Origin of the sequence: Acinetobacter sp. UBA5934 (genome assembly GCF_002430855.1) — a bacterium.
Lineage (GTDB): Bacteria > Pseudomonadota > Gammaproteobacteria > Pseudomonadales > Moraxellaceae > Acinetobacter.
The window spans coordinates 7,979-29,855 of sequence record NZ_DJDC01000199.1 but is presented as its reverse complement, the minus strand read 5'-3'; the positions used below and the strand labels follow the sequence as shown (position 1 = coordinate 29,855).

15 protein-coding genes are annotated in these 21,877 nt (G+C 43.8%); 14 read left to right on the top strand and 1 reads right to left on the bottom strand.

What is annotated here, in order from left to right; genetic code table 11:
- The 5 genes from ftsI to B2Y23_RS15065 all read left to right on the top strand — a co-directional run.
- Nucleotides 1-1,574: penicillin-binding protein PBP3 (gene ftsI, locus B2Y23_RS15085; protein ID WP_291371684.1), on the top strand; the 1,574-nt coding region annotated here is incomplete at its 5' end.
- Nucleotides 1,575-1,584: 10 nt separating this feature from the next.
- Nucleotides 1,585-3,081 carry a UDP-N-acetylmuramoyl-L-alanyl-D-glutamate--2,6-diaminopimelate ligase gene (locus tag B2Y23_RS15080; RefSeq protein WP_291371682.1) on the top strand — a complete coding sequence of 499 codons (1,497 nt, stop codon included), beginning with the start codon at nucleotides 1,585-1,587 and terminating at the stop codon, nucleotides 3,079-3,081.
- A 9-nt stretch (nucleotides 3,082-3,090) separates the two neighbouring features.
- Nucleotides 3,091-4,500 carry a UDP-N-acetylmuramoyl-tripeptide--D-alanyl-D-alanine ligase gene (locus B2Y23_RS15075; protein ID WP_291371680.1) on the top strand — a complete coding sequence of 470 codons (1,410 nt, stop codon included), beginning with the start codon at nucleotides 3,091-3,093 and terminating at the stop codon, nucleotides 4,498-4,500.
- Entirely contained in the window at nucleotides 4,500-5,618 is a 1,119-nt protein-coding gene (gene mraY, locus B2Y23_RS15070) for a phospho-N-acetylmuramoyl-pentapeptide-transferase (protein ID WP_291371678.1), read from the top strand. The genes B2Y23_RS15075 and mraY overlap by 1 nt, the downstream gene beginning before the upstream one ends.
- An 81-nt stretch (nucleotides 5,619-5,699) precedes the next feature.
- On the top strand, nucleotides 5,700-6,506 hold the full coding sequence (locus B2Y23_RS15065; RefSeq protein WP_291371676.1) for a putative RNA methyltransferase: 807 nt from the start codon (nucleotides 5,700-5,702) through the stop codon (nucleotides 6,504-6,506).
- 48 nt (nucleotides 6,507-6,554) lie between these two features.
- Here the strand turns inward: B2Y23_RS15065 and ponA are convergent, their stop codons facing one another.
- Nucleotides 6,555-9,083, bottom strand: a complete 2,529-nt coding sequence (gene ponA / locus B2Y23_RS15060; protein ID WP_291354928.1) for a penicillin-binding protein PBP1a — start codon at nucleotides 9,081-9,083, stop codon at nucleotides 6,555-6,557.
- 165 nt (nucleotides 9,084-9,248) lie between these two features.
- Here ponA and B2Y23_RS15055 point away from each other — a divergent pair, with 165 nt between their 5' ends.
- The 9 genes from B2Y23_RS15055 to gltB all read left to right on the top strand — a co-directional run bounded on the left by B2Y23_RS15055 (nucleotide 9,249) and on the right by gltB (nucleotide 21,867).
- Entirely contained in the window at nucleotides 9,249-10,310 is a 1,062-nt protein-coding gene (locus B2Y23_RS15055) for a pilus assembly protein PilM (protein WP_291354930.1), read from the top strand.
- A complete protein-coding gene (locus B2Y23_RS15050; protein WP_291371675.1) occupies nucleotides 10,310-10,963 on the top strand; it encodes a PilN domain-containing protein in 654 nt (217 codons plus the stop codon). The genes B2Y23_RS15055 and B2Y23_RS15050 overlap by 1 nt, the downstream gene beginning before the upstream one ends.
- Complete coding sequence (locus B2Y23_RS15045) at nucleotides 10,960-11,697, top strand: type 4a pilus biogenesis protein PilO (RefSeq protein WP_291354934.1); 738 nt, start codon at nucleotides 10,960-10,962, stop codon at nucleotides 11,695-11,697. Before B2Y23_RS15050 ends, B2Y23_RS15045 begins: the two co-directional genes overlap by 4 nt.
- Nucleotides 11,697-12,224 (top strand): pilus assembly protein PilP, encoded by a 528-nt coding sequence (locus B2Y23_RS15040; RefSeq protein WP_291354936.1) that lies wholly within the window; start codon nucleotides 11,697-11,699, stop codon nucleotides 12,222-12,224. The genes B2Y23_RS15045 and B2Y23_RS15040 overlap by 1 nt, the downstream gene beginning before the upstream one ends.
- Nucleotides 12,225-12,286: 62 nt before the next feature.
- On the top strand, nucleotides 12,287-14,401 hold the full coding sequence (pilQ, locus tag B2Y23_RS15035; protein WP_291371686.1) for a type IV pilus secretin PilQ family protein: 2,115 nt from the start codon (nucleotides 12,287-12,289) through the stop codon (nucleotides 14,399-14,401).
- 36 nt (nucleotides 14,402-14,437) lie between these two features.
- Nucleotides 14,438-14,986, top strand: a complete 549-nt coding sequence (aroK, locus tag B2Y23_RS15030) for a shikimate kinase AroK (protein WP_291371673.1) — start codon at nucleotides 14,438-14,440, stop codon at nucleotides 14,984-14,986.
- A 17-nt stretch (nucleotides 14,987-15,003) separates the two neighbouring features.
- Nucleotides 15,004-16,089 carry a 3-dehydroquinate synthase gene (gene aroB / locus B2Y23_RS15025; RefSeq protein ID WP_291371671.1) on the top strand — a complete coding sequence of 362 codons (1,086 nt, stop codon included), beginning with the start codon at nucleotides 15,004-15,006 and terminating at the stop codon, nucleotides 16,087-16,089.
- Nucleotides 16,090-16,092: 3 nt separating this feature from the next.
- Nucleotides 16,093-16,938: a hypothetical protein gene (locus tag B2Y23_RS15020; protein ID WP_291371669.1), complete on the top strand. Its 846-nt coding sequence runs from the start codon at nucleotides 16,093-16,095 to the stop codon at nucleotides 16,936-16,938.
- 453 nt (nucleotides 16,939-17,391) lie between these two features.
- Nucleotides 17,392-21,867, top strand: a complete 4,476-nt coding sequence (gene gltB / locus B2Y23_RS15015; RefSeq protein ID WP_291355256.1) for a glutamate synthase large subunit — start codon at nucleotides 17,392-17,394, stop codon at nucleotides 21,865-21,867.
- Nucleotides 21,868-21,877: the final 10 nt, after the last annotated feature.

The window sequence follows — 21,877 nt, the reverse complement described above, 5'->3', positions numbered from 1 at the left end:
GTATTCCGCTGGCAATCAGTACGCCGATTATGAAAATCGTGATTGACCCACGTGACTATTTGGATAATAAAAAACTTTATGATGAGACCATGCTGGCGCTACAGAAAGAGCCGAATAGCCGTAAAATGAAACGTCAACTCCCAGATAAAAACCTGAATCTGGATGAGCTGGCTGATGCAGTGGGTATGGAGCGTGCTGAATTGCGCAAAAAAATGGAAGAGCGTCCACGTTCACGTTATCTAATCCTGAAAAAAGAAGTGCCGCCACAACAGGCGGAACTGATCATGAAGCGTAATTTCCAAGGCGTTTATACCGAGAAAAACTATAAGCGTTATTATCCGCAGCCACACCCAAACTCCCAGATTATTGGTCTGACCAATAGTGAAGGAACTGGGATCGAAGGTCTGGAGATGCAGCTGAATAAGGCTTTGTCTGGTCATGATGGCGAACAGCAGATTGTGCGTGATAAAAAAGGCAACCGTTTTAAAGATCCTGAAATTATTAAAGAAGTTGAAGCCGGGGAAAATATCACCTTAAGTATTGATTCGCGTCTGCAATATATTCTGTACCGTGAGTTGACTGCGGCAGGGGTGGCGAATAATGCCCGTTCTGCAACTGCCATTGCTGTAGATGTAAAAACCGGTGAAATTTTGGCCATGACCAGCTGGCCCTCTTATAACCCGAACGATAAAAAAAGTCTGTCCAATAAAGATGCCATGCGTAACCGCGGTGCCGTGGACTCGTTTGAGCCGGGTTCGACCATGAAACCGCTGACTGTGGCGATGGCGCTGGAAAGTGGCAAATATACGGCCAATTCTATCGTCAATACGTCGCCGGGCAGTATGCGTATTGGTAACCATACAATCCGTGATACCCATAACTATGGTGCATTGACTTTAGGTGGCATCATCCAAAAGTCTTCTAACGTTGGTGTGGCAAAAATTGCCTTGTCTTTGCCTTATGCGACCTTGCCTACCTTCTATAAACGTGTGGGGATGGGACAGCGCTCTGCAGTTAAATTCCCGGGTGAAAGTGCGGGTCTGATTTTGCCGCCAAGCAAATGGAATGTCTCGGAAGTCGGTACCATGGCCTATGGTTATGGTTTGAATGCGACGGTACTGCAAATTGCCGATGCCTATGCCATGATTGCTAATAAAGGCGTGAAGGTGCCTTTAAGTCTGTATAAGCTGGAGCAGCCACCGAAGGGCGAGCAAATTGTCGATGCCAAAATTGCCGAACAGGTTTTGCTGATGATGGAAGCGGTGACCTTGCCAGGTGGTACAGCGCAGCAGGCAAATATTCCGGGTTATCGTGTGGCAGGTAAGACCGGTACGGCACATAAATTACGTGCAGACCGCAAAGGTTATTCCGATAGTGAATATCGTGCGCTGTTTGCCGGTATGGCACCTGTCAGTGATCCGCGTTTGGCGATGGTCATTGTGGTGGAAAATCCGAAAGGACAATATTACGGCGGTTTGGTGGCAGCCCCTGTATTTGCACGGGTAATGCAAGAATCCTTGCGTCTGATGAACGTGCCTTTAGATAAACCTTTAGATACTCCCAAAATCCAGTAACAGGTGATGAATGTCCATTACATTTCAAGATCTCTACAGTACTGAGAAAACCACTGGATGGATGAGCAAGCCATTCGGTGGCTTTAGTTTAGATAGTCGTAAAGTTGAAACAGGGCAAATTTTTATTGCCCTGACTAGTTTTTCTCAGCCTGAAAAAACGCTGCAATTTGCCCAATCGGCTTTGGCACGCGGTGCCTTGGCAGTGGTCAGCGAAACTGATCTGGGCCTGGAAAATAGTATTGTGGTCGCAAATGTCCGTCATGTGATGGGCCAGTGGCAAAAGCAGTATTTACAAGCGACCCAAGCTGTAAATGCCGCGCGCATTATTGCAGTGACTGGAACCAACGGTAAGACCACTATTTCACGCTTAATTGCTGAACTGCTGATGTTGCAAGGCAAGAAATGCGCCGTGATGGGAACCACCGGGAACGGTATTTTACCGAATCTGGAAGCCTCTTCGCATACCACTCTCGATGCCTTGCAGCTACAAAATGCATTACATGGCTATGCCCAGCAGGCTGCTGAATTTGCCGCGATTGAAGCCAGTTCACATGGTCTGGAACAAGGTCGTTTGAATGGCTGCGATATCGAAATTGCAGCGTATAGTAACTTGAGTCGTGACCATCTGGATTATCACGGGACGCTTGAAGCCTATGCAGAAGCGAAGTCGCGCTTATTCAAATTTGCCACTTTGAAAGTGGCGATTATCAATATAGATGATGAGCATGCGCATGTCATGATTGAGGCTGCACAATCAAATCCAGCCCAACCGAAAATCCTCACTTACTCGACCACTCAAAAAGCTGACTATCAAGTTGAAAATATTCAATATAGTTTAAATGGTGCCTGTTTTAAAATAATCACTGCAGAGGGTGAATTTGAAGTCAACAGTCCATTGCTGGGCCATTTCAATGTGGAAAACCTTGTCGCAAGTCTGATTGCTGCAGAGCAGGCTGGCTTTAAACTAAGCGATTTAATTGCAGTTGCACCGCAACTGAAAGGTGCGCCGGGCCGTATGCAGGTGATCCGTGATGGCGAGCGCCTGATTGTAGTGGATTATGCGCATACACCAGATGCCTTGATTCAAGTCCTGCAAACCCTGAAACGCCATGTATCCAAAGATTTATGGGCGGTGTTTGGCTGTGGCGGTGACCGTGATCGCGGCAAGCGTCCGCTGATGACACAGGCTGCCTTGGATCATGCCGATGTTGCATTGATTACCTCAGACAATCCACGTACTGAAAATCCTGAACAGATTTTTGCTGACATGAAAGCCGGAATTGATTTTTCAGAGCATCGCGTGCATGAAATTCATGACCGCCGTGAAGCGATTAAATTTGCAGTAAAACAGGCTCAGGCCGGTGATATTGTGGTTATTGCCGGTAAGGGGCATGAAAACTATCAGGAAATTGATGGCGTACGTCATTGGTTTGATGATGTGGTTGAAGTGCAATCCGCGATTGACGCCCAGCATCACACACCAGATTCAGCTTATCCTGCGCAATAGGAAACGATCATGCATACATCAACTACCAGTACAGTACCTTTAGAGCCGTGGACGGCCGCACAACTGACTGAAGCTACCCAAGGTTACTGGTTGAATGAGAACGTGCCTCAAGGCGAAATCAAACGAATTTTGACCGATTCACGTTTTGCGGAAAAAGGCGACGCTTTTCTTGCCCTGCAAGGTGAGCGTTTCGATGCGCATGACTTTGTTGCCCAAGTGGCAGGCAATGGTTGTGAAATCGCGATAGTCAGTCATCCGGTGGATGCAGATATCTGTCAGCTTGTGGTTGCCGATACCCGATTGGCATTGGGGCAGCTTGGGGCTTATCGCCGTGCGCAAAATTCACAGCTGAAAGTGATTGCCCTGACTGGCAGTAGCGGTAAAACCACCACCAAGGAAATGCTCGGCAGTATTTTGTCGCGTTTAGCTCCAACTTTGATTACCCGTGGCAACCTGAATAATGATTTGGGTGTGCCGATGATGTTGCTCGAGCTGCGTGCTGAGCACCAATATGCTGTGATGGAACTGGGTGCCAGTCATCAAGGTGAAATTGATTACACCTCGAATCTGGTGCAACCGCATGTCGCCGGGATTATCAATATTGGTACTGCGCATTTAGGTGAGTTTGGCGGACGCGATGGCATCTGCCGGGCAAAATCGGAAATTTATCGTCATATTGATAAAGCAGGCACCTCAATTGTTCCTGCAGCAGATGATTTTGCAGATACGATTCGCCAAGCGGTGCAAACCGAGAAGGTTTTGAGCTTTGGACCAGGCGGCGATGTTTTTGCAACAGACATCGAATTGCAGGCACAATCTTCCCGCTTTACGTTAAATACCCCGCAAGGTGTGCGTCAGGTGAATTTACCATTTGCCGGTGAACACAATGTGCAAAATGCCACTGCCGCAACTGCTTTTGCACTGGCTATTGGTGTTGCGCTGGATGATATTGTGACCGGTCTGGAGCAGGCGAAAGGTGCCAAAGGTCGCTTGAATTTTATTCAGGCAAAAAACCATTTATTTATTGATGATACTTACAATGCCAATCCGACCTCCATGCGCGCTGCAGCCGAAGTGCTGGCGCAGCAGGAAGGCATCAAAGTGATGGTGATTGGTGATATTGGCGAATTAGGCGCAAGTGCTGCACAGCAACACTATATGCTGGGTCGTGATCTGGTTTCAGTGCAGGGTGTTCACTTTGTCGTTGCCGTGGGTGAATTCGCTCCCGCCACCCAAGAAGGCGCGCGCAGTACCCAGTATGGCAAAAAAATGCAGGCCTTTCTGACCCAGGCACAAGCCCTTCCTTTCTTACTTAGTTTAATTGAAACACATCAACCTCAATCCATGAGTTTCCTGTTTAAAGGTTCTCGTTATACCCACATGGAAACATTGATGGCTGATTTGATGGAGAAACTTTAATGCTGTTATGGTTATTTGAACACCTGGCTGGCTACAATAGCTCGTTCGGCGTGATCCGTTATTTAACATTACGTGCGCTGCTCAGTGTCTTAACCGCATTGACCATTGGACTGGTTTTGGGTCCGGTGATGATCCGTAAGCTGCAAGCTTTAAAATACGGGCAGGCAGTGAGTTCGTTTGCTCCTGAAAATCATGCCAAGAAAATGGGTACCCCAACCATGGGCGGGATTTTGGTTTTGCTGTCGATTGGTATTTCAACCTTGTTATGGGCAGATTTATCTAATCCTTATGTCTGGATTGTAATGAGCGTGATGGTGATTTTTGGTGCTGTCGGTTGGGCGGATGACTGGATCAAGGTGCGTTATAAAGACAATGCCGGTCTGCCTGCACGGAAAAAATTCTTTTGGACTTCAGTGGCTTCTTTGGGCGCCGGTATTGCTTTGTATGTGATTGCGACCCAGCAAGCCAATCCTGTACATACAGCCAATATGCTGGATTTACTGCTTCCGTTCTTTAAAAATTTCTCCATTCCATTATCTGCTATTCCTTTAGGGATTGGTTTTATTGTCTTTACCTATTTGGTAATTAATGGTGCATCTAATGCGGTGAACCTGACCGATGGTCTGGATGGTTTGGCGATTATGCCGATCGTGCTTGTAGCAGCAGGTTTAGGCGTATTTGCTTATTTGGCTGGTGATATCCGTTTTGCAAACTACCTGCATATCCCTTATGTAAAATATTCTTCTGAGCTGGTGGTGATCTGTGCAGCGATGATTGGTGCTGGTTTAGCCTTCCTTTGGTATAACGCCCATCCTGCCCAAGTGTTTATGGGGGATGTCGGTGCACTTTCATTAGGTGCGATGCTAGGTACGATCGCCGTCATGGTTCGTCAGGAAATCGTATTTGCGATTATGGGCGGGGTCTTTGTGGTTGAAGCCATTTCTGTATTCCTGCAAATCGGTTCACTGCGTATGCGCAACAAGCGTGTCTTCCTAATGGCGCCGCTGCATCATCATTACGAGAAAAAAGGCTGGCGTGAAACCCAGGTCGTGATCCGTTTCTGGATTATTACGATTATGCTGGTGGTATTGGGTTTAATGACCTTAAAATTACGTTAAGCAAATCTTTGTAAAAGAGCCGGCATTTGCTCCCACATTTGCCGGCTCTTTTTATTGCACTTTTAGGTTCTGGAGAAAAGAATGAATCTGCTGATGTGTCCTGTATGTCGTGAGGCATTGCACCTGAACGAGAAAACCTGGCGCTGTGCAAATCAGCATAGTTATGACGTAGCAAAACAAGGCTATGTCAATCTACATGTGGTACAACACAAGCATAGTAAACAGCCGGGAGATACGCCTGAATCTGTGCAAGCCCGTCGCGCATTTTTAAGTGCCGGTTTTTATGCACCTTTACAGCAGGCAGTGGTCAAAAAAATTCGTGAATTACGCATTGAAAATCTGCTCGATATTGGCTGTGGGGAAGGTTATTACACCAATGCCATGCAGGCTGAAGTGCTGCAATGTGTCGGTGTGGATATTGCTAAAAATGCGGTTCAGGTGGCTGCAAAACTCAATAAAAACGTTACTTGGGTAGTGGGGACGGGAGCGACCTTGCCTGTGTTGGATCATTCGATTGATTTATGCACCAGTTTATTTAGTCCGATTCCTAAAGATGAAATTTTACGCGTGTTAAAGCCAGAAGCTCATCTTATGGTGGTGACTCCCGCGCCAGAACATCTTTATGCGATGCGAGAAGCACTTTTTGAGGAAGTGAATCCGCATGAACCACATAAGTTTGTGACGCAATTGGAAGATGCTTTTGAGTTGGTGGAGGAAAGTGTGGTCGATGCTCCATTTACCTTATCACAAGCGGATTTAAAAAATCTGATTGCCATGACCCCTTATGCTTATAAAGCCAAGCCAGAGCGACGTCAGGCATTAGAACAGCTTAAACAATTTAAGTTAAAAGCACAGTTCCAGATTTATCTATTTAAAAAGAAAGCTTAAAAGAAATAAGTGCATTAAAAAGCCCTCAGTTGAGGGCTTTTTATTGGGTTACTCAAATACATCAATCAGATTATCCAGAGCATCCGGTTTATTATTTTGTTTTTGCATGTCGGGTGGATTGGCATTATCCGGAACCAGGATTTCTTCTCCAGGCAAATCATCAAAGTCACGTTCTGGTGCCCGTACTGGCGCCACAGGTGCCGGACGGTACAATGGACGGGCCAAAGGCGGTGATGAGCGGTCAGCCGAGACAGATTCGCCTACAGTGATGGTCTGGTTACGATTTGCCGGTGCTTTGGCATTTTTGTCAAAATGTACCCAGGCTGCCGGAGTGCCTTTTAAGGCATTGCCCATAAAGTTGGTCCAGATTGGCAATGCGGCAACCCCCCCATATTCACGACGACCCAATGTAGTCGGTTGGTCAAAACCGACCCAGGCTACAGTCACCAGTTTGCCATTAAAGCCGGCAAACCAGGCATCTTTAGCATCATTGGTGGTACCTGTTTTACCGCCAATATCATCACGACCAATTCTGAGTGCGGCGCGTCCGGTACCATGCTGGATCACATCACGCAGAATATTGGCCATGTCATAGGCAGAGCTTGATTTTAAGACACGCTGTGCTTGACGGTACTGGCTTTTGGCTTCATCCAGTTCGAGTTTAGCCAGTTCCTTTTCTTCTCGCAGCGTTTGATTGGTGACGTGAATCACTTCATCATCGGGTGTCAGCGGCTCTGCAGATTCAATTTCTTCATCATTTTGGTTGATGCAGGAAATACACGCATAATCCGGATTGCTTTGATAAATCACTTTGCCATAAGCATCTTCAATACGGTCGATAAAATGCGGCTGAATACGGTAACCACCATTGGCAAATGTGGCATAGCCTGTGGCCATTTGAATCGGAAGAACTTGGGGTGTACCTAAGGCAATAGTGTAATTTCGCGGGATCTGATTTTCATGTAAACCAAAATCCATTAATAACTGTCGGGTACGCTCAATGCCCACGGTTTGTAGCAGGCGAACCGACACTGTATTGCGGGATAAATACAGGGCGCGACGTAAGGGAATCATGCCAAGATAACGGCCATCTGAGTTTTTCGGTGACCATTTTCCAATCGTGATCGGACTGTCATTAACCATACTATATGGGGTCATGCCACGCTCAAGCGCCAACGCATAAACAAAGGGCTTGATGGTAGAACCTGGCTGACGCCAACCTTGCAAGGCACGGTTGAATTTGGACTGATAAAAATTATAGCCACCGACAATGGCTTCAATTGCGCCATTGTTGGGGTTTAATGCAATAAGCTGGCCTTGTGCTTTAGGAATTTGTACCAGCGCCCAAGAGGTTTTATTCTCATTCGGACGTAATCGAATAATATCGTTTACTTTAACAATTTGTGAAGCTGTACGCGGAGCAGGGCCAACGCTATTGGCATTTCTATAGGGAGATGCCCAAGACATGCCTGACCATGGAACAGTCACGCTAGAACCATCTTGCATCAAGGCTTCAAAAGAATTTTTATCGACTTTAGTTACTTTAGCGGGATAGGTATTGGCATAGGCCATGAATTCAGAAAGCGGTTTGTTATGAGCTTCAGCGCCTCTCCAGCCATGTCGGCGGTCATAGGCTTCCAGACCTTCCTGTACAGACTGTTCTGCGAAAGCCTGACGCTGGCTATTAATCGTGGTATAGACTTTATAACCAGAATCAATTGCTTGTTCACCAAACTTTTCTACCAATTCTGAACGTACCATTTCACCGACATAGGGGTATTTATTATTGATGCCACGGTCTGGCATATCGAGATTAACCGGTTCGGCAATGGCTTGTTTATACTGGGTTTGATTGATATAACCTAACTGCAACATGCGGCCAAGAATCCAGTTACGGCGTTCTAGGGCGCGGGTAGGATTAACTACAGGATTGTATTTTGATGGTGCTTTAGGTAGACCGGAAATCATCGCCATTTGGGCAATACTGAGCTGATCCAGATTTTTGTTGTAGTAAATTTTTGCAGCTGCAGCAATACCATAGGCATTTTTACCCAAGAAAATTTTATTCACATAGAGGGTGAGAATTTCTTCTTTGGTCAGGTTCTGCTCAATTTTACGTGCCAGGAAAATTTCTGTCAGTTTGCGTTTTAGGGTGCGTTCAGGGGTCAAATAATAGTTTTTTGCCACCTGCATGGTAATGGTAGAACCACCGGTTTGTACATTGGAACCGGTAATGGTTTCACTGACCGCACGTCCTAAACCTTTGAAACTAATACCGCTATGTTCAAAGAAGGATGAGTCTTCTGCAGCAAGAAAAGCTGAAATAAAGGGTTTTGGAATCTGTTTGTATTCCACAGGAACGGATAATTTTCCGCCATACTCAGCAATAAGCTCATTATCAGCACTATATACTTGTAATGGTTTTAATAACGGCGCCTTTTTTAAGGTGGTCATTTTAGGTAAGGATGGGGCAATATAGAGATACATGCCATAAAATCCCATCGGAATTGAGACCAAAACTATAATTATGATCAAAAAAAATGGATGAACATGGCCCGAACGTGATAGCTTTTTCATAACAAGTAAGTTTTAATAAGAGCTAATGGCAAACTAATTGGCGGTCAGTATAGCCTTTACCCATACAGATTGTTAGATGAGTTATTGTATCTGTATAAAATTATAGACCAACACTGATTAGTAGGTTACTTTTATTGGGGATAAAAAAATAATAGGAATTATATTGTGCTCAGGTTATATCGTAAGCCAAATAAGGGGTTAGTAGGAGTAGATATTAGTTCTACTTCTGTTAAATTATTAGAACTTTCTGTTAAGAGCGGTAATAGGTATTGGGTTGAAAGCTATGCGCTGGTTCCTCTACCTGAAGGCAGTGTTGTCGAAAAAAATATTCTAAATCCAGAAGCAGTGGGTGATGCGCTAGAGCGAGCGCTCAATCTCGCTAATACTCAATCTACAGCTGCAGCCCTTGCAATCCCAACTTCACTGGTCATTACCAAAACCATTGAAATGGATGCAGATATGACAGACGACGAACGTGAAGTTCAAATCCGTATGGATGCTGAGCAATATATTCCGTTTCCTCTGGACGAAGCCAGTCTAGATTTTGAGGTATTGCCGGATCGTTTAGCCAATCCGAATCGGGTGAATGTGCTTTTGGTGGCAACCCGTCTTGAAAATGTAGAAGCGCGTGCCGAAGTACTTGAGCTAGCTAATCTCACACCAAAAACGGCAGATGTTGAAAGTTTTGCTATCGAAAATGCGTATCAAGTATTTTCCGACACTTTACCTATGGGGGTAAATACGGTCGGGATTTTAGATATTGGTCATACCATGACGACCTTATCAGTCATGCAAAATAATAAAGTGATTTATACGCGCGAGCAGGTGTTTGGCGGTAAACAGCTGACTCAGGAAATTCAAAATCGTTATGGTCTGTCTTTTGAAGAAGCGGGCCGTGCCAAGAAAAGCCGTTCCTTGCCAGATGACTATGATGTTGAAGTTTTAGAACCCTTCCTAGAAGCGGTGGTTCAGCAGGCGGCAAGATCATTGCAGTTCTTCTTCTCATCTTCACAATTTAATGAGATTGACCATATTTTATTGGCTGGGGGGAATGCCAACATTCCAGGACTGGCGAAATTACTACAACAAAAATTGGGTTATCGCGTGACGATTGCCAACCCATTTTTACAAATGGGGTTTTCTCCACAAATCGATATTAAAAAAATAGAGAATGATGCTTCTTCGCTCATGGTGGCATGTGGCTTGGCATTGAGGAGTTTTGATTAATGGCAAGAATTAACTTACTCCCTTGGCGTGATGAGCTAAGAGAGAAACGAAAAAAAGAATTTATAGCAATTTGTATTGGGGCAGCATTAATTGGGGCTTTGGCGGTTACATTATCATGGTTTTATTATGACCATAAACTTGAAGATCAAGAACAAGCCAATCAGTTGATTACCAGTACCAACCAAAATCTGGATGTGCAATTAAAATCTTTGGAAGGTCTGGAAGCACAGCGTAATGCCATTGTTGAGCGTATGAAGCTGATTCAAGGTTTACAAGGACAACGTCCGATTGCAGTGCGTTTGATTGATGAATTGGTTCGGGTTACGCCTGGTAATTTGTATATCACTAAATTTGTTCGTACTGGCGACAAATTCACCATTGAAGGCAAAGCTGAAAGTCCAAATACAGTGGCGGAATTTTTGCGTAATTTGGAATCCTCTGCCTGGTATCGTAACGCTTTTATGAATTCTTTTTTAGCGGTTGAAGAACAAAAAGATAAAGCACCAAGTTCAGTGGTTCCGCGTATTGAAGAAGGCTATGGTTCATTTGTAGTCACTGCTGACTTAGATGAAATCGCACAACCTGCTGCACCAGAAGCACAACAACAAGCACAATCTAATACAGCGAATTCAACCGTGGAGGCAGCAAAATGAGTCTCGATGAACTTGATGAATTAAATCCAAATGAAGCTGTGGTTCCTAAAAAGAAAATGACACTGGATAAGTTCCTCCAGCAGTTCAACACTTTGGATATGAATAACTATGGAAGTTGGCCATTATCCGTCAAAATCACCTGTTGGATTGCGATTGTGCTGGCAATCGGCATTCTAGGTTATTTTTTAACCATTAAAGGTAAGTTGGAAGATATTTCCAATGCTTCTGCTCAAGAGCAAAACTTGCTCAATGAATTTCGTGAAAAAGATTCCAAACTTCGTAATTTGCAGTTGTTACAAGCGCAGTTACAAGAAATGGAAGCGAATTTTAATCAGCAACTAGAGCAACTGCCGAAAGAAACTGAAATTCCAGGTTTGGTTGAAGATATCAACGTGACGGGTGTGAATTCTGGTTTGAAATTCAAAAATATCCGTTTAGAAAGTGAAATTAAGCAAGAATTCTTTATTGAACAACCCATTGCGATTGAAGCGACCGGTGATTATCACGCCTTCGGTTCTTTTGTAAGCGGAATTGCTGCATTGCCACGTATTGTGACTTTGCATGATTTTGAAATTACAGCATCTGAAAATAAAGAGAAAAAATCTGATATTCCTCAAGTGAATTATAACGTTAAAGCTAAAACATATCGTTATATTGGAGTTGCGGATGCTCAAGCGACAGAAACGCAAACTGCAGATGCTGGCTCACCTGCTACAGCTGGAGGGACGCAGTAATGAAAATACAAAAAATCTCTCTAAGTCTGATGCTGGGTGTATTGCTGGTGGGTTGTGATTCGCGTATTGATGCCGTGAATGAACAAATGGCTAGTATTCGTAATCAAGCCCCGTTACCAATTGAACCTGCACCAGTTTTTCCACCTGTACCGACCTTTAATTATTCGGCACATCAGCTTAAAAGTCCATTTTTACCGAGTTCTCTGGCTGCTGAATTGAAAATTATGTCAGGAAAACGGGTCTATCCTAATTTATCACGCCAACTGCAACCTTTAGAAAGTTATGCAATTGAATCTTTGAATATGAAAGGAAGTATGCGTAGCCAGTCCGGACAGATCTTGGCCTTAATTCAGACTCCAGATGGTGAAATAGAGCGGATACAGCGCGGCAGTTATATGGGGATGAATCATGGTCGTGTAATCAATATTACGCCGACGCAGATTGATCTGGTGGAAATTATTCCAGATGGGCGAGAAGGATACGTGGAACGTCCAAGAAGTCTGGTATTGCTTGGACCAGCGCCTTAAGTTTAAAAGGAATAAAAATGAATAATAGTTTTAAAGATTTTATATTTGGGGATGGCAATACAATGAACCATTTGTTTCGTCAATTTTCTATGGGTGCTGTTGCGATCGCGATTATGCAGGTTGCAAATGCACAAGTGAGTATGACCAATATTGTGCCAATGCAGATTGCAGGTCAGGGCACAGAAATTCGTGTCATGTTTAATGGCTTGCCGCCGCAGCCTCAGGCTTACCAACTTGAGCAGCCATCACGTTTAATTCTTGATTTTGATAAAGCACAACAAAATTTACAACAAAATAGCATTCCTGTTGCCACTAAAGAGGCCACTTCAATTGATGTGAGTTCTGATGCCCAACGTTCACGTTTAACTGTGAATTTGGCTGATGCGGGTGCTTTTACTACACGCATCGAAGGCAATACTTTTATTTTAAAAATTAATTCTGCTGCTGCGAATACGTTTGCATCTCAGCCAGTTGTTGCCCAAAAAACTGCGCAAGGTATTTCCAATATTGGTTTTCAGCGCGGCAGCCAGGGTGAAGGACAAATTGTTATTGATTTATTAGGTAGTAATACTCCGGTAGATGTGCAGCAACAAGGTAGCAAAGTGGTGGTACGAACTCTGGGTAACAAAGTTCCTGCACATTTGGCACGTCGTTTAAATGTCAATGATTTCGCAACGCCAGTATCCACGGTCGATGCTACCAACGAGAGTGGCAATGGCGTGATTACCATTCAGACTTCGGGTAGCTATGAATATATGGCTTATCAGACTGATAACAAACTGACCATCAGCTTAAAACGACCTGAAGATAAGAATCCTTTAAAACCTAAAGCAGCAAATGCATATACAGGTAAAAAGATTTCTTTAGATTTCCAGGATATTGAAGTACGTCGCGTACTGCAATTACTGGCAGATTTCACCGGTATCAATATGGTGACTGCGGACAGCGTTCAGGGCAATATTACCCTGCGTTTAAAAGATGTACCGTGGGATCAGGCTTTAGATATTATTTTAAAAACCAAAAACCTGGATAAGCGCCGTAATGGTAATGTGATCTGGATTGCTCCGGTATCAGAGTTAATTAAAGCTGAAGAAGAGCAGGCGAAGGCGATAGAGCAAAGTGTAAAGTTAGCGCCAATACAAACCGAATATATGCAATTAAGCTATGCAAAGGTTGCAGATATTGAAAAACTGATTACCCAGACAAAATCTTCGAGTAACGGTAATTCTGGTAATAGTAGTGGTAGTAATAACTCGGGTGAAACGTTATTAAGCCCACGAGGAACTGTATCTGTAGATGCTCGTACCAATACACTGATCATTAATGATACGGCTCAAAATATCGATAAAGTCCGGAAGATGGTTGATTTACTCGATATTCCAGTGAAGCAAGTGATGGTTGAAGCTCGTATTGTTCGTGCTTCAACTGAATTTAGTAAAGAAATGGGTGTGAAGTGGGGTATATTGTCGCAAGGGATTAATCAAAATAATGATTTGTTGGTCGGCGGTAGTGATACGACTTTATGGGATTTAAAAACACCTAGTGATGACGGTAAATATACGATTCAACGTCCACAGAACTTAAACGTAGATTTAGGGGTAGCTAATGCTGCGGGTAAAATTGCCTTTGGTTTAATTAGCTTGTCTGATTTTATGCTTGATCTAGAACTTTCTGCATTGCAAGCAGACGGTTATGGTGAGGTTATTTCAACCCCTAAAGTTTTAACCGCAGACAAACAAACAGCTAAAGTTTCATCAGGTACACAGATTCCTTATCAATCATCGGAAGGTGGTGGTGCAAATGCAGTTTCGACAACTGAATTTATTGATGCAACACTGAGCTTGGATGTAACACCAAGTATTACCCCTGATGGTAAAGTTCAAATGTTACTCAACATCACGAGTGATACTCCAGGAAATCCAACACCTACAGGTCAATTGACGATTAATAAAAATCAAATTAATACCAATGTACTGGTGAATAATGGAGAAACTGTAGTACTTGGTGGTATTTTTGAACAAGAAACACGTAATGGACAAACCAAAGTACCTTTCTTGGGTGATATTCCTTACCTAGGTCGTTTATTCCGTAAAGATTTGAAGTCGGATAACAAGCGAGAGCTATTGATTTTTGTTACACCACGAATTGTTAATGACAGTGTTTCAAGAAATCATTAATATATTTTGAATTTAACAAAATAAATAGGTGACTCCTTGCTAAGCAATGAGTTTGAAACCCTACCAAATATCTATTTGGTAGGGCCAATGGGGGCTGGGAAAACAACTGTTGGTCGTCATTTAGCGGAACTGTTGGGACGAGATTTTCTTGATAGTGATCAAGAAATTGAGCGTAAAACAGGTGCGACAATTCCTTGGATTTTTGAAAAAGAAGGTGAAAAGGGATTTCGTAACCGTGAAACCATGGTGATCGATGAGCTTACTGCTCGCTCACACTTGGTTGTTGCAACCGGTGGCGGGGCAGTCACCCAGTTACCTAATCGCGAATTCTTAAAACAACGCGGAATCGTTGTTTATCTTTATACTCCTGTCGAAATTCAATTACAGCGCACTTATCGGGATAAAAACCGTCCTTTACTACAAGTTGAAAATCCTGAACAAAAGTTACGTGATTTGTTGGCTATTCGTGATCCCTTATATCGTGAAATTGCAGATTATATTATTGAAACAAATCAGGGCGCTGCACGTGATTTAGCGCAAAAAATCTTTCATATGATTGTTTCTCAAGAAGCAAAGCTAGTCTAATTAACGGTTTTAATTTCATGCAAACTTTACATGTTGAACTCGGTGATCGCCGCTATCCTATTTTTATTGGCAGTGATTTAGATCCTCAATCATTACTTGAGCCATATATCCACGGAAAGCAGGTTATGGTGGTGACCAATACCACGGTTGCGCCTTTATATCTGGAGCATTACGTCAGTGCAATTGAAGGATTGGGAAAGACAGTCGCAACATGTATTTTGCCTGATGGTGAACAATATAAAAATATTGAGCATCTAAATTTAATTTTTGATGCCTTGTTGCAAGCTGGCTTTAACCGTGATGCCACAGTGCTTGCATTAGGTGGTGGTGTGATTGGAGATATGGCTGGCTTTGCATCAGCTTGTTTTCAGCGCGGCGTTTATTTTATTCAAGTACCCACAACACTACTGTCGCAAGTCGATTCCAGTGTGGGCGGAAAAACCGGGATCAATCATCCACTTGGTAAAAACATGATCGGGGCGTTTCAGCAACCTCAAGTTGTACTTGCGGATATGTCGCAGCTGTCGACCTTACCAGACCGTGAGTTATCTGCGGGTCTGGCAGAAGTGATCAAGTATGCCTTGCTGGGAGACCGTGATTTTTTGGTCTGGCTTGAACAAAATATGGATGCTCTGGTTGCGCGAGATGCGAAATTACTGGCCGAAGCTGTATATCGTTCTTGTGCCCATAAAGCACGCATTGTCGCCAATGATGAAAAAGAACAAGGTGAGCGTGCCTTACTGAATTTAGGTCATACTTTTGGTCATGCAATTGAATCCTATTTGGGTTATGGCGTGTGGCTGCATGGAGAAGCAGTGGCTACCGGTATGGTAATGGCGGCTGATTTATCACAACGTATGGGCTGGATTTCACCCGAAGATTTAGAACGTACAAAAAAAATCATTCAACGTGCTCATTTGCCAGTAAAATGCCCAGCTATTCCACTGGATGAATTTCTTGCCTATATGGCGCATGATAAAAAAGTGCTGAATGGTCAATTGCGTCTGGTGTTGATGAAGTCAATCGGACAGGCAATAATCACTAAAGAATTTGATGTGGAATTAATGAAACAGGCGATTTTAGCGAATCAAGAAAAGGCATAAGTCATGGCAACCCTCCGTACACAATGGCAACGTATCCAAAACTATATCTGGCTAGCGTGTGGATTGGTGTGTCTGTTTGCAGCACTTGTTTTTTGGGCGATTACTGATAATGATGCTTTGGTCGAGGTAGAGAAATCTGCGGAAACGGCATCTGAACTGCAAATTCAACCTGAAAAAGTTGCTGCAACTAGCCTGCTGGGGGCACTTCAGGACGAGGTGCGTCCTTTGCAAATGACCACACGGGTGGTGACTACAGGAAGCTATGAACCGGAATTTCGTGGTAGCAAATTTATTAATGAAAATAAGAATGCGAGCAGCATCGAATTGTTTCGGACAACTAAAGATGACGTGATTCGAAGCTTCTTGAAAAAACAATCTGATCGCAAGAATTTTTTTTATATCCGCCTGAGTGGTGAGGATGAGATTGAACAATATGTACTTCTTTATGGTGTTTATCGAAATAAAGACGAAGCTCAACGTGTATTAGAGCAATTGCCACTGCAATTTCCAAAGTCTGTGCAGCCTAAAGTACAGGATATTAAAAACTATGTCTCTTTAGTCAATGATATGGGTGCAGACGAAATGGGCACCAATCATAAGCTATATGCGGTCAATCTGAAATCTGTGCCATTACCCAAAGTGGATGAAAGCTTATTGTCTTTACCGAAGCCTAAGCCAACTGTAGCTGAGACTGAGGCTAAAAATGCGACCACGACAACGACAGTAACGCGACGTGATGAGCAGGGCAATGTGGTAGATGTGCAACAGTCACATTCAGGTGTGCAGAATGCACCGAAACAAGGCGAAAACAAGTTTCCGGAAAAAGAAATTAGTGACCCATTTAATTAAAAATATAGTTCTAAAATAGAGCAATTTGAGTTATAAAATTATTGATATGCACAAATATAGTGCGAAATATGTTTGTTGAAAATTATTCTAAAGTTAATGAAATTTTAATATATCTATATTTAAAACATTTAGCACTTTAATTTTTGGTTTGGCATAATTTTTGCTTTATTGGTGCATGAATTGAGTTAATGTCCCTGTTTTGGCGCGAAAAGATTCAATGATTGTGCGAAATTGTCAAATTTACCTGCTTTAAAAGAGTGCGTAAACGAAGCAAAATATTTTTTGCAATTCATCCATGTAAAAAGATTAAAATCAGACTATCTTAGACAGGATGAAGAAGTTTTGCTCAATGTTGATCTTGATGTGAGTAAATTGGACTAAATCGCAAAGAAGATATTTGATTGTTAGATGCCCGCTTTATGGGCCATGTTGAAAGAAGGGTACGCTATGCACATGCCATCGCCTAATACTGTAGCTCCCGCTCAAGGTTTATACCAACCGGATGAGTTTAAAGATAACTGTGGTTTCGGTTTAATCGCCCATATGCAGGGTGATGCAAGCCATGATCTCGTCAAGACCGCTATGCACAGCCTTAGCTGTATGACACACCGTGGTGGTATTGCCGCAGATGGTAAGACAGGGGATGGTTGTGGTCTGCTTTTGGCAATGCCGAAAAAATTCTTCCGTGAAGAAGCAAGAAAACTCAGTGATATCACTCTAAGTGAAATTTTTGCTGTCGGTACGGTATTTTTAAATCTAGATCCAGCAATTGCTGCGCATTCTAAAAATGTGCTGGCCAAAGAAATTGAATCTGAAGGTCTTAAAGTTTTAGCTTGGCGTGTTGTTCCAACCAACAATGATGCGCTGGGTGAAATTGCAATGCAGTCTCTACCTGCATTCGAACAGATTATTGTCAACTGCCCGATGGGTGTGACTGAGGTTGAGTTTAACCGTAAATTGTTCTTGGCACGTCGTCGTGCAGAACAACAGTTAAGCAATGATCCTTCATTTTACGTGACGACTTTGTGTTCTACAGTGATTAGCTATAAAGGCTTGATGATGCCTGAGGCGATTGCTGACTTTTACACAGATTTGGCAGATGAACGTCTGGAATCTCATATTGTAGTGTTCCATCAACGTTTCTCGACCAACACATTACCGCGTTGGCCACTGGCGCAGCCTTTCCGTTATCTTGCTCATAATGGTGAAATCAACACCATTACCGCAAACCGTAACTGGGCAATGGCGCGTACACCAAAATTCGAAAACCCGTTATTGCCAGGTCTAACTGATCTTAACCCGATCGTGAACCGTACTGGTTCAGACTCTTCAAGCCTGGATAACATGCTTGAGATTCTGGTCGGTGGTGGTATGGACTTGTTCCGTGCGCTTCGTATGCTGGTTCCACCTGCTTGGCAAAATGTTGAAACATTAGATGCTGACCTGCGTGCATTCTATGAATTCAACTCTAAACACATGGAAGCCTGGGATGGTCCGGCTGGATTGGTAATTCAAGATGGTCGTCATGCGATCTGTATGCTGGATCGTAATGGCTTGCGTCCAGCACGCTGGGTGATTACCAAAAATGGTTACATCACACTGGCATCAGAAATTGGTGTGTGGGGCTATGAACCTGAAGACGTGATTTCTAAGGGTCGTGTAGGTCCGGGTCAGATTCTGGTCATTGATACTTTCACCGGTAAAATGCTCGACACCAAAGATGTCAGCAACCATTTGAAAAAAATGCGTCCTTACCGTGAATGGTTGCGTGAAAATTCTGTACGTGTACAAGGCAGCCCAGAACTGGAAGAATATTTATGTGATCAAGGCTTAAAAGGCGACGAGCTAAAAGCCTCACAAAAAATGTTCATGGTGACCTTTGAAGAGCGTGACCAGTTGCTTCGTCCAATCGCAGAAAGCGGTCAGGAAGCGGTAGGTTCAATGGGTGATGATACGCCAATGGCGGTATTGTCTCGCCAAGTGCGCCATGTATCAGATTACTTCCGTCAACAGTTTGCGCAGGTCACCAACCCACCAATCGATCCATTACGTGAATCGATCGTGATGTCTTTAGAGACTTGTCTGGGTCGTGAGCAGAATGTATTTGAACAAGGTCCTGAACATGCAGACCGTTTGATCATCTCCAGCCCAGTGCTTTCAAATTCGAAAATGCATCAAATTCGTACTCTGGGTCGTAAAGGCTACGAAATTGCAGACATCGACTTGAACTATGCTGAAGATGAAGGTTTAGAAGCTGCAATTGCACGTATTTGTATCGAGGCTGCTCAAGCGATTCGTGATGGCAAAACCTTACTTGTACTTTCGGATAAAAAAATCCGTCAAGGTTTCTTGCCTGCCAATTCGCTCATGGCAACAGGTGCGGTACATCACCATTTAATCAGTGTCGGTTTGCGTACCGATGCCAACATTATCGTTGAAACCGGTCTTGCGCGTGATCCGCATCAATTTGCAGTCATCTTGGGCTTTGGTGCAACTGCGATTTATCCTTACCTGGCTTATGATGTCATCAATGACCTGATTGCCAAAGGTGAATTGTTAGGTGACCCAATTCATGCCCAAGCGAACTTCCGTAAAGGGATTGAGAAAGGCTTATTAAAAGTCCTTTCGAAAATGGGTATCTCGACTGTTGCTTCTTACCGTGGTGGTCAGCTATTTGAAGCGGTTGGTCTATCTACTGAAGTGGTTGATAAATGCTTCACTGGTGTACCAAGCCGTATTAAAGGCGCAACTTTTGCCGATCTTGAAAATGATCTGAAAAAACTGGCGTCATTGGCGTGGAAATCACGTAAGCCAATTGATCAGGGCGGTATGCTGAAATTCGTATTCGACAAGGAATATCATGCCTTTAACCCGGACGTGATCAATGCGCTGCATAAATCGGTTCGTTCCGGTCAATACGCTGACTTTAAAGAATATGCGGAACTGGTCAATAACCGTCCGGTAGCAACCATTCGTGACTTGTTGAAGCTTAAAACTGATAACTCGATTCCACTTGATCAAGTAGAAACGGTTGAAGAGATTCTGCCACGTTTTGACTCTGCCGGGATGTCTTTGGGTGCCTTGTCTCCTGAAGCACATGAAGCGATTGCCATTGCCATGAACACTATTGGTGGTCGTTCAAACTCTGGTGAGGGCGGTGAAGATCCAGCGCGTTATGGCACCATCCGTAACTCGAAAATCAAACAGATTGCTTCTGGTCGTTTTGGTGTAACCCCTGCGTACCTGACTTCTGCTGAAGTACTACAGATTAAAGTTGCACAAGGTGCAAAACCGGGTGAAGGTGGTCAGTTACCGGGTGGTAAAGTAAACGGCTTAATCGCACGTTTACGTTATTCAGTTCCAGGTGTGACTTTAATTTCACCTCCACCGCACCATGACATCTACTCAATTGAAGATTTGTCACAATTGATTTTTGACTTGAAACAGGTCAATCCTCAAGCAATGGTTTCAGTGAAACTGGTATCTGAACCAGGTGTAGGAACCATTGCTGCTGGTGTAGCAAAAGCTTATGCCGATTTCATTACCATTTCTGGTTATGACGGTGGTACTGCGGCTTCCCCATTGTCTTCAATTCACCATGCCGGTTCGCCATGGGAACTGGGGCTAAGCGAGGCGCATCAGGCACTTCGTGTGAATGACCTGCGTGGCAAGGTACGTGTACAAACTGATGGTGGTTTGAAAACTGGTTTAGACGTAGTTAAAGCTGCGATTCTGGGTGCAGAAAGCTTTGGTTTCGGTTCGACACCAATGATCGCGCTGGGTTGTAAATACCTGCGTATCTGTCACTTGAACAACTGTGCGACCGGTGTTGCGACTCAACAGGATCATTTACGTCAGGAACACTACATTGGTGAACCTGAAATGCTGATCAACTTCTTCCACTTCATTGCGGAAGAAACCCGTGAATGGTTGGCAGCATTAGGTGTTGCAAGCTTGAAAGACTTGATTGGCCGTACTGACTTGCTTGAAATGTTGCCAGGTGAAACGGATAAACATGCTCACTTGGACTTGAGTGCATTGCTTGAGTCTCATCCTTCAGCTGAAGGTAAGGCGCAATATTGCCAAGTTGAAGGTAATGCGCCGTTCGACAAAGGTATCTTGGCTGAGAAGATGGTGGCAGAAATGTTACCAGCGATTGAAGCGGGTATCAGCGGGGAATATTACTTCACGATTGGTAACTGTGACCGTTCGATTGGTGCACGTATTTCAGGTGAAATTGCACGTCGCTATGGCAATCTCAGCATGGAAGCGCATCCTGTTAAAGTCAATCTGACCGGTACTGCAGGTCAGTCTTTAGGTGTATGGAACGCTGGCGGTTTACATATTAAACTTGAAGGTGATGCCAACGATTACGTGGGTAAAGGTATGGCAGGCGGCCGCGTGTCCATCTTCCCGCCGAAAGGTTCGCCGTTCCAGACTCAGGAAACAGCAATCATTGGTAATACCTGCCTATACGGTGCGACTGGCGGTAAACTGTTTGCTGCAGGTACAGCTGGTGAGCGTTTCGCAGTACGTAACTCGGGTGCCTTCGCTGTGATTGAAGGCGCGGGCGACCACTGCTGTGAATACATGACTGGTGGTATTGTGACTGTACTGGGTAAAGTCGGTCATAATTTCGGTGCAGGTATGACTGGTGGTTTCGCTTATGTGCTTGATCTGGATAACGACTTTGTTGACCATTACAACCACGAGCTGATCGAGTTAAACCGTATTTCTACAGAGGCGATGGAAGAACATCAAGAATTCTTGCTTCGCATCTTGGATGAACATATTGCTGAGACAGGTAGTGCTTGGGCGTACAAGATCCGCAATGAGTTTGATTATTACAGCCGTAAATTCTGGCTTGTAAAACCAAAAGCTGCTAATTTGCAAACGCTTTTGAAAACAACCAAAGCTGATCCACAATAATTCCACTACT